At 41.0% G+C, this 9167-nt stretch carries 8 protein-coding genes; 7 read left to right on the forward strand and 1 reads right to left on the reverse strand.

Annotated elements, in window-relative coordinates:
- The first annotated feature begins 223 nt into the window (after nt 1-223).
- The 3 genes from coaW to CU635_RS22480 all read left to right on the forward strand — a co-directional run bounded on the left by coaW (nt 224) and on the right by CU635_RS22480 (nt 4037).
- Entirely contained in the window at nt 224-1033 is an 810-nt protein-coding gene (coaW, locus tag CU635_RS22470) for a type II pantothenate kinase (protein ID WP_101579587.1), read from the forward strand.
- Between the two features lie 31 nt (nt 1034-1064).
- Nucleotides 1065-2972 (forward strand): selenocysteine-specific translation elongation factor, encoded by a 1908-nt coding sequence (gene selB / locus CU635_RS22475; RefSeq protein WP_101579588.1) that lies wholly within the window; start codon nt 1065-1067, stop codon nt 2970-2972.
- 468 nt (nt 2973-3440) lie between these two features.
- Nucleotides 3441-4037: a M15 family metallopeptidase gene (locus tag CU635_RS22480; protein ID WP_101579589.1), complete on the forward strand. Its 597-nt coding sequence runs from the start codon at nt 3441-3443 to the stop codon at nt 4035-4037.
- Nucleotides 4038-4094: 57 nt separating this feature from the next.
- Here CU635_RS22480 and CU635_RS22485 read toward each other — a convergent pair whose 3' ends face one another.
- Nucleotides 4095-5132, reverse strand: a complete 1038-nt coding sequence (locus CU635_RS22485; protein ID WP_101579593.1) for a M42 family metallopeptidase — start codon at nt 5130-5132, stop codon at nt 4095-4097.
- A gap of 227 nt (nt 5133-5359) precedes the next feature.
- Here CU635_RS22485 and CU635_RS22490 point away from each other — a divergent pair, with 227 nt between their 5' ends.
- The 4 genes from CU635_RS22490 to CU635_RS22505 form a co-directional block, all read left to right on the forward strand.
- On the forward strand, nt 5360-5662 hold the full coding sequence (locus tag CU635_RS22490) for a hypothetical protein (protein ID WP_180956650.1): 303 nt from the start codon (nt 5360-5362) through the stop codon (nt 5660-5662).
- Nucleotides 5663-5793: 131 nt separating this feature from the next.
- Entirely contained in the window at nt 5794-6363 is a 570-nt protein-coding gene (locus CU635_RS22495; RefSeq protein ID WP_101579591.1) for an HAD-IA family hydrolase, read from the forward strand.
- A gap of 346 nt (nt 6364-6709) precedes the next feature.
- The gene (locus CU635_RS22500) at nt 6710-7714 is read left to right on the forward strand and encodes a C40 family peptidase (RefSeq protein ID WP_101579592.1); all 1005 of its coding nucleotides are present in this window, start codon (nt 6710-6712) and stop codon (nt 7712-7714) included.
- Nucleotides 7715-7904: 190 nt separating this feature from the next.
- Nucleotides 7905-9167 (forward strand): PAS domain S-box protein (locus CU635_RS22505; RefSeq protein ID WP_142383183.1); only part of this gene is annotated, 1263 nt, incomplete at its 3' end.

A 9167-nucleotide genomic window follows, 5' to 3' on the forward strand; every position in this document is an offset into this window, starting at 1 on the left:
ACGGCTACGCCATTATCTGGATGAGAAGGGAAATAATTCTCCTACAAACATTTTACTCATACTGAAAGAAAATTGCTAATCGCCAATTTCTCTGAACATGGTTATAATGGCATGGTAGGAGTAGAAAGATACACAATTTTGATTCATCTCAAAAACTGATTATTAGCCAATAATCCAGAAAATTTATACAATGTAAGGGATTACATAATTTGGAGGAGTACAGATGAGTGTCCAGAAGATAGGGATTGACGCAGGCGGTTCTTTGATTAAAATCGCTTACGAGCAATCCGGTTCTTTCCATTATAGAAAATATCCGATCGCTGATCTTGATTCAGCTTTAGGCTGGCTGAAAATGCTTGCACCGGACGCCGCAGTTGCCTTGACAGGCGGCAAATCGGCGCTGCTAAAAGAGCAGTATTTTCAACGAGGATTTATTTTCCCGGAATTTGATGCTGCTTGTACTGGTGCCGTCTATTTCTTAAAAGATGAGCAAATCAATTTGGATGAGAAATTTATTATCGTTAACATCGGTACAGGCACTTCATGGTTTGTTGTCGAGGGCAGCAACTATTCCCGAATTCTCGGCAGCGGGATCGGCGGAGGCACCTTAATGGGACTTGGCGCTTTGTTAACCGGTGAAACAGATTATTCCCGGCTTATCAAGCTCGCTGAAACAGGCGAAAAAGGCAATGTCGACATGCTTGTTAAGGATATTTACTTCCCGCAGGAACCGCCCATTGATGGGAACCTGACAGCAAGCAACTTTGCCAAGGGAAGCATAAATCCTGACAGTTCAAGTGAAGATCGAATCGCATCAGTCATCAACATGATCGGCGAAACGGTTATTTTGCTGAGCATGCAGGCGGCGGTTGCCAATCAAGCAACGAAAATCGTTTATATTGGCAGCACACTGGCTGGAAACGAACCTTTAAAACAGTGTCTGGCATCCTATAAGAAAATGGTCGGGCTTGAACATATATTTTTGGATCACGGAGAATATTGCGGAGCAATCGGCGCCCTTATGTCGTTATAGGCTTCAGACATCCAAAATTAAATATAATGAAATGTTGTTAAAAAAAGTAGGTGGCATATTGGATAAAAGATATTTTACGATCGGGATGGCCGGTCATATTGACCACGGAAAAACATCGTTAACGAAAGCTTTAACGAATGTCGATACAGACCGCCTCAAGGAAGAAAAGGAACGGCAAATATCGATTGAACTTGGATTTGCACCTTTATATGAGGATGAAGAAATCCAAATTTCAGTGATTGACGTTCCTGGACATGAGCGTTTTATTCGGCAGATGATTGCTGGAGTCGCTGGAATAGATCTTGTCGTTCTCGTTGTCGCGGCCGATGAAGGTGTGATGCCGCAAACAGAGGAACATCTTGATATTCTTGGTTTTCTGGGGATACGCAATGGAATTGTCGCCATTACAAAAATCGACCGGGTTGAACAAGAATTTATTGAACTGGTCAAAGAAGATATTTTTGAAGAGTTGGCTGGCACGGTCTTTGAAGATGCTCCTTATGTACTGGTTGATAGCTTGTCAGGTAAAGGGATTGAAGATCTAAAGGATTTAATCATACATACATTAAAACAACAGGAAATGAGAGATATTCGCGGAGCGTTCCGGCTGCCAATCGATCAGGTGTTTACGGTTAAAGGCCAGGGTACGGTCGTTCGTGGGACTGTGTATGAAGGAACGGTTGAGGAAGGCCAGCCCCTTAAACTTATGCCGAAAAGTGTTGATGTACGTGCACGGCAGCTCCAGGTTCACCACCAGCCTGCTAAAAGGGCGTTTGCCGGGCAGCGGGCCGCCATCAATCTCTCAGGTGTTGCAAAAGAGGATATTGAAAGGGGCGATGTTCTTGTCTCTTCCGAACATTTTATTGTGACCCGGACGATTGATGTGGCGATTCGTGTCGCTCCGGATCTCGAACACATCGTCAAACAGCGGATGCCAATCAAATGCCATATTGGCACTGCTGAGGTGATGGGCCGGATCGTCTTTTTCGACCGGAACGAGTTAAAGGAAGAAAACGGCGAAATTCTTTGCCAGCTCCGTCTTGATGAGGAAATCGTAACAAAGCGGAATGACCGGTTTATTATAAGGCGGCCAAGCCCGCAGGAAACAATCGGCGGCGGCTGGGTGATTGATCCGCACGGTGAGAAGTACCGGTATGGAAATGATACGATTGAGGAACTAGAGAAAAAGAAGGCAGGGACCCCGAAGGACCGGATAATCGCTGCCCTGGCCGAGGCAAAAGCCTTGCCGGTTTTCGAGCTTATGAAAAGAACCGCACTGGATGAAACAACACTGGATTCAGAGTTGAGTAACCCGGAATTTATATTGTTCAATGGCAAGGATTATACATTACAGTCGTTAGTCCACCAGCTGGAAGAGGAAGTATACGACCGCTTAAGCGATTTTCACCAGGCGCAGCCGATGAAAGCCGGAATCAACAAGGCTGAGCTGTTGCAAACAATCGATAAGGCCGTTCCAAAGCAGCTGGGAGAATATGTGATCGAACAAGGAACTGCCAATGGAGCGTTTGGCAGGCGTGATCAATTTGTGTTTCTTGCCGACTTTTCCCCGCATGTGCCGCCAAATTGGCAAAAGCGAACGGAAAATCTGATGGAAGAATTGAAAAAGGATGGGTTGAAGGTACGGTATTTTCAAGATTACGTGTCCAATGCGGGTATTCCTGACCATTTAGTCGGCGATTTGAAGCATCACCTCGAAAACGAAGGTTTGATTGTGCCGCTTGACGACCAATATTATTGGTATGGAGATCATTTTCATCACGCTGTTGAAAAATTAAAGCAAAATACTGGAGCTTCTTTTGAAGTCGGCGATGCCAAAGATGTTCTTGATTTGTCCCGCAAATATATGATCCCTTTTTTGGAACGGCTAGATGCCGCTGGATTTACGAAAAGAGACGAAAATAGACGAATCTGGCTTTGATGTAAGTGAAAAAATCATTCCGCTCTTTAAGTAGATGTGGAATGGTTTTTTGGTGCAAAAAATTACCTGGAGTAGAGCCGGGATCGTTCATATTTTCGTTTCGCTTAATTAATGCTCAGTTTCGCTTAATTCTTGAATTTTTCGCTTAATTAATCCAAGTTTTGGCTTAATTCCCGCTATTTTTCGCTTAATTGTTTTTCCTGGGTGCTTCATTTGGTAGTTTTATAGAAAATATTGTAATTTATTGTAACTAAAATCTGCTATTTACTCGAATTCTGGATTTTTTTTGAGTATTTTTTTAAAATTAAAGCCAAAAATATATAAATTTTTTAATGTGCAGGGCGTTTCGCTGCGAGCTCCGATTTTTTGCTAGGCCCGCTTCGCTTCAAATTTAAATTGACAACAATCCATCTTCAAAATGTTAATATAATAATATAACTATATTAAACTACTGGAAGGAAACATGTAATGTTAAAACGCATGGCAAACTTGTTGCTATTCTTACTGATAGCAGTTGGGATTTTGCTTTTTTATAACTTTTATAGTACACAAGTAGAACAGACAAATAGCACAACCAACCTCTTTTCGAAGAAAGATGCGCCGATGCCTGTAAAATTACATCCACTTATTGAAGATAAAACAAATGAGCTTGTTACGATGATGGCTGATGTTGGGATATCCATTGTGATAACAGAAGGGTTCAGGAGTATTGAAGAACAGGATGCGCTGTATGAACAAGGCAGGACGGCTGAAGGGGATATTGTCACCCATGCAAAAGGTGGGGAATCCTTTCATAACTTTGGATTAGCGGTCGATTTTGCGCTCGAAACACCTAATGGCGGCGTTATTTGGGATATGGAATATGACGGAAATGGCAATGCGAAAGCCGATTGGATGGAAGTGGTGAAAGCTGCAAAAAAGCTGGGCTTTGAATGGGGCGGCGATTGGCAGCATTTTAAGGATTATCCGCATTTACAGATGCCTTTGGGCCTGACGATCAATGATTTGCAGGACGGAATGAGGCCGGATGCGGATGAACAATGGCTCGAAGAAGCTGAAGTATAATGTTATTAAGACAACGGCCAGGGCATCCATGCCTGGCCGTTGATTGCTTGCTCTGTACTATTCAAAAATCATTGCCGATAAAACATAGTGATAAAGCAATTTTGCGGTGTTTTCAAGCGAATCTCGATGCGTTCGCTCATATGCATGGGAAGAATCAATACCTGGTCCGATCAGGCCATGCACAATATCATGGCCCGAGCGAATCGCAGCCGATGCATCAGAACCGTAGTATGGATATATATCAAGCTTATATCCAATGTTGTTTTCTTCCGCCAATTTGACAAGGTTTTTTCTCAGTTGATAATGGTACGGTCCGCTTGCGTCTTTTACGCAAATCGACACCGTATATTCATCAGTCTGCTGCCCATCACCCATGGCTCCCATATCAACAGCTAAATATTCAACGGTTTCCGGAGTGATGTTGGCATTTCCGCCATAACCGATTTCTTCGTTGTTGGAAATCAGGATATGCGTTGTGTATGGCAGATCTATTTGCCTGGTCTTTATTTCCTTAATTAGTTGCAGAAGCAAAGCAACGCTTGCTTTATCATCCAAATGCCGTGATTTTATAAATCCGCTCGATTTAACCTCGACGCGCGGATCGAACGAAACAAAATCGCCAACCTCAATGCCCAGTGTCCGAACCTCATCTGCGCTGCTCACCTTTTCATCAATGCGAACTTCGATATTAGCCTGATTTCGATCTACTTTTCCTGCATCTTTATATACATGGACAGAGGTTTGGTGCATGAGAATTGTACCTGTGTACTTTTTTCCTGAACTTGTTTCAATCTCGCAGTATTCGCCTTCAATCGAGTTATATGTAAATCCGCCGATTAGATCAAGTGTTAACCGTCCGCTCGGCTTAATTTCTTTGATGATCGCTCCTAAAGTATCAACATGGGCTGTCAGCATTCTATGACTTTCCGTATTTTTTCCCGGAATCGTCGCAAGCAGCCCGCCTTTTCGGTTGCGTCTCGATTCTATGCCAAGCTCGTTTAAAAAGTCCTCTACAAAACTGATAACCTCATATGTATTTCCGGAAGGGCTTGGAATTGAAACTAATTCCTTTAATAACTGTACAGTGTCGTCAATTCGCGGGTAGACCAATCGTGATTCTCCTCTCCATTCGTTTCTCTTATTATACTTGTTTTTCCGAAAATCATGTAGCTAAGCCAAAAATGTACCATTTCACTGTCAATTTTTTTTACCGGGTAACATATGATGTAGAGGTGAATTTTTTTGGCAGAACAGTTTAGAAGCTTGAAAGGGCTGGGTATGTAAAAAATATACAAAATCATCTGCTTAAGGGAGGGTTCATTTTGAGCAGGACGGAGAGATATCAACTTAAGCCGAAAAGTTTCTTTTTCAAAGGTTTGTTTATTGCCATCATTGTTTGTATAGGCTTGTTTGCCGCTTTTAATCACTATGCGAAATCACAGATCAAAATTGAAGCTCCCGAACAACAGCTTGGCCGAAAAGTCGTAATTCAGCTTCCGAATGGCAAAGAATTGCACACCTTCGAAAAATTAATTATAAAAAAGGAAGAAAAAATGTATTATCAGGGTGAAAGGAATAAAATTGACGTAACTGGCGGAAACATTGTTTATGAAAACTGGGAATAAAATGCCATTCCGAATCGGAAGGCATTTTTTTGTGGAACGGAGGTACAAATATTCTTTCATGAAGAAGAGGAGTATAATGGGGAGAAAGGTCGAATTTTAGAAAATTACTCTTGCATATTAGAGGTGAACACATGAATATTCTTTGGGATTTTGATGGAACGTTAATCAATACATATCCAGCTTACACGAGAATTTTAAGAGAGGTTCTAGACAACCGGATTTCCGAAGCGGAGGCTTTCGAGCAGTTAAAGGTGTCGTTTTCGCATGCTTTTGAGCATTTTCAGCTAACAGACAAGCAGATTGTACGAGTCCGCAGCGAAGCAAGGAAGTTGCAGGCATGTGGTGTAGTGCCCTTTCCGGGAGTTGAAAATGTACTCAACCATGCAAACAAGAACGTGATTATGACCCATAAAGAGAGGGACGATGTTTGGGATATCTTAAAATATCATCGCATGGATCATTTTTTTGCTGATATGGTTGCCGGGGATGATGAGTTTCCGCGCAAGCCTGATCCGTCTTCGTATCGCAACCTGCACGAAAAACATCAAATCGATTTGGCGATAGGGGACAGGGAGATAGACATAATACCTGCTAAAATGCTCGGAATTAAAACATGCCTGTTCCAAAATCACACACCAGGTGCAGATTATTACCTGAAATCATATAAAGATTTTAATGCCAGTTTTTTCTCATCGTTTTAAATGTTTTACTGGTTTATTTTTAATGTAATTGAAAATAATTCCTTTATTTCTCGAAAAACAGTAAAAAGAGACTATCGGAGTTGTTAGGGATAAATCTTTTGACCCAATTGTCATACTACTGAAATATAACCTTAACGAAAAATGAATCGAATAAACTAGATTTGATATAAAAGAGTAAACTTTTTAACAACGGGCAGGCTGCTCAAAAAGGTGAATTTAGGATAAAAAAGAGAATATAAGTAACTAATGATTAAATTTTCCAATCACTCCAAATTTTGCGACTTTCCTTGTCACATGTTTCCTACTAATCTAAGGAAGTCAAAGAAATTTAAGGAGTGTTCGCGAATTGAAAAAACAGTTATTGACAGTTGCTGCGGCAGCCGGGATCTTATTTACATTTTTTAGCGCGTCAGCAAGTGCCGGTGAAATTTCTTACAATGTTAAGTCTGGTGATACGCTTTGGGAAATCTCGAGAAGTTATAATGTTTCAGTCAACGATTTAAGAGCATGGAATAATCTATCAGGCTCGCTTATCTATACAGGACAGCAACTTGCGATTACTACTCCGAGCAATAATACACAACCGTCAACAGTAACAGCTTCCGGAAATACATATATTGTGAAATCTGGCGATAGTTTATGGGGGATTGCAAACGCACATGGAATTTCTGTAAGTGAATTAAAAAATATGAATAACTTGCAGAAGGATATGATTTATCCAGGGCAAACAGTTCAGGTAACAGGAACTCGTGCCGCTCCCAGCGCACCTGTAACCAATGTTTCTTCAAACGGTACTTACCGTGTCCAAGCTGGAGATACATTATCAAAAATTGCAGTTCGCCATCAGATATCGCTATCACAATTAAAAGCTATCAATAATCTAAGTTCCGATTTAATACGGGTCGGCCAGGTTTTAAAGGTTAATAACCAGGCTACTGTCTCTGCACCGGTAGCCGTTCAGCCAGTGCAACAAGTGGCTTCGGTAACAAACGGCAGTGTAAACAGGTTGATCACAGAAGCGAAAAAATACATCGGCTCACCATATAAATGGGGCGGAAGTGCACCATCCGGATTTGATTGCAGCGGATACTTAAATTTCGTGTTTAACAAGGCTGGTGTTTCTATTCCAAGAACTGTAGCTTCAATCTGGAACGCTACAGCCAGCATATCCTCTCCTCGTGCTGGAGACATCGTCTTTTTTGAAACATACAAATCCGGTCCGTCACATGCAGGGATCTATCTTGGAAATAACAAGTTTATTCACGCTGGTTCATCCAGAGGAGTAGAAATAAGTGATCTGAATAATTCATACTGGAAGCCTCGTTATTTAGGTGCAAAAACAGCATTTTAATAGAATATACCCTAAACTATTAATTAGAAACCTCCTTTTTGGAGGTTTTTTTTGCTTTTCAGAAAAAATCTTTCCAAACATATTTGAAGAATGAAAGATTTAAAGGTATTGACATAGTGCAGCAAGAATTTAATGTGATAAGATGATATGATAAATATACATATATGCATCGAGTGCTATCGGAGGAAACATGTTAAAGTCCAACCTATTTAGAGAAGTTTTTTACCAATCAAGAATTCCACAGGAACTTTATTCGATCGAGCTGCAGGACCGAATATTCAACCAGTCGTTTATCGATTATTTAGGCTACACAAACGAAGAATTGCTGAAAAAGTCCCGCCAGGATATCCAGTATCCAGATGACTCTGACAATGATTTGAATTTAATAGATGAGCTTGTAGCAGGTAAAAGAACCGAATATAAAATTGCAAAGAGATATATTACGAAAACCGGACAGACTGTACACGGACATACGCACGCATCTCTTATAACCGATGATAAATCGGGGGAACGGTACATATTATGGCAAATCTTTGATGTAACGGAACAGGTTTTAGTGGAAACGGTCCGCAGGAAAAGTGAAAAGAAATATCGGCTTATCGCGGAACATTCCTCCGATATGATTGTCGTCCACAGAGTGGACAGTTCATATCTATATGTATCTCCCTCTATGGAAACAATTCTTGGCTACAAACCGCATGATGTTTATGGAACTAATCCGTATGAGTTTATCCATGAAGAAGACACGCCCCATGTTAGGGATGTTCATGACGGAGTCCTGAACGGCAAAGATTCAGGACTGGCCACGTACCGTTACAAACACAAAAATGGCACCTATATATGGGTAGAGTCAACAATTAAAGCAGTTTATGATGAAGAAAGCGGGGAACTGCGTGAACTCATTTCAATATCCAGGGATATTCAACAGCGAATTGAAACGAATGAACTGTTAAGAAAATCAGAAAAATTGGCTGTAGTCGGGCAAATGGCCGCAGCAGTTGCTCATGAGATTCGTAATCCGCTAACACCGATTAAGGGGTTTATCCAGCTATTGTCAGCAGATAAAGACGGGTTTAATCCAGCTTTTACGACGATTATTTTGAACGAATTAAATCGCATCGACAATATTATTTCCGAATTTTTATCCATGGCAAAGCCGCATCGTGAAAAAATGGTGTTCCTGGATGCAGCTGAATTGATGAAACAAGTTGTTCAGCTTCTTCAGCCGGAAGCGATTTTGCAAAACAAGGAAATCCATCTTTTTATTCTTGATGATCTTCCAGCTATTTATGGTGACGTCAACTCTCTGAAGCAGGTGTTTATTAATATTATCCAAAACGCTCTTGAAGCGCTCCCGGAAATGGGTACAGTAAATATTTCTGTATTTATGCTCACTAGCGTTGCATTAAATAAAAGCGAATTTGTCAAGCTCAAATCAAATAAATTTATTTTG

The organism is Bacillus canaveralius, from assembly GCF_002860125.1.
GTDB classification, from domain to species: Bacteria; Bacillota; Bacilli; order Bacillales; family Cytobacillaceae; genus Bacillus_BJ; species Bacillus_BJ canaveralius.

Bases quoted from the DNA above. Each gene is read 5' to 3' on its own strand.
- CU635_RS22480 (WP_101579589.1), top strand. From the start codon at position 3,441: ATGTTAAAACGCATGGCAAACTTGTTGCTATTCTTACTGATAGCAGTT.
- coaW (WP_101579587.1), top strand. From the start codon at position 224: ATGAGTGTCCAGAAGATAGGGATTGACGCAGGCGGTTCTTTGATTAAA.
- CU635_RS22495 (WP_101579591.1), top strand. From the start codon at position 5,794: ATGAATATTCTTTGGGATTTTGATGGAACGTTAATCAATACATATCCA.
- selB (WP_101579588.1), top strand. From the start codon at position 1,065: ATGTTGTTAAAAAAAGTAGGTGGCATATTGGATAAAAGATATTTTACG.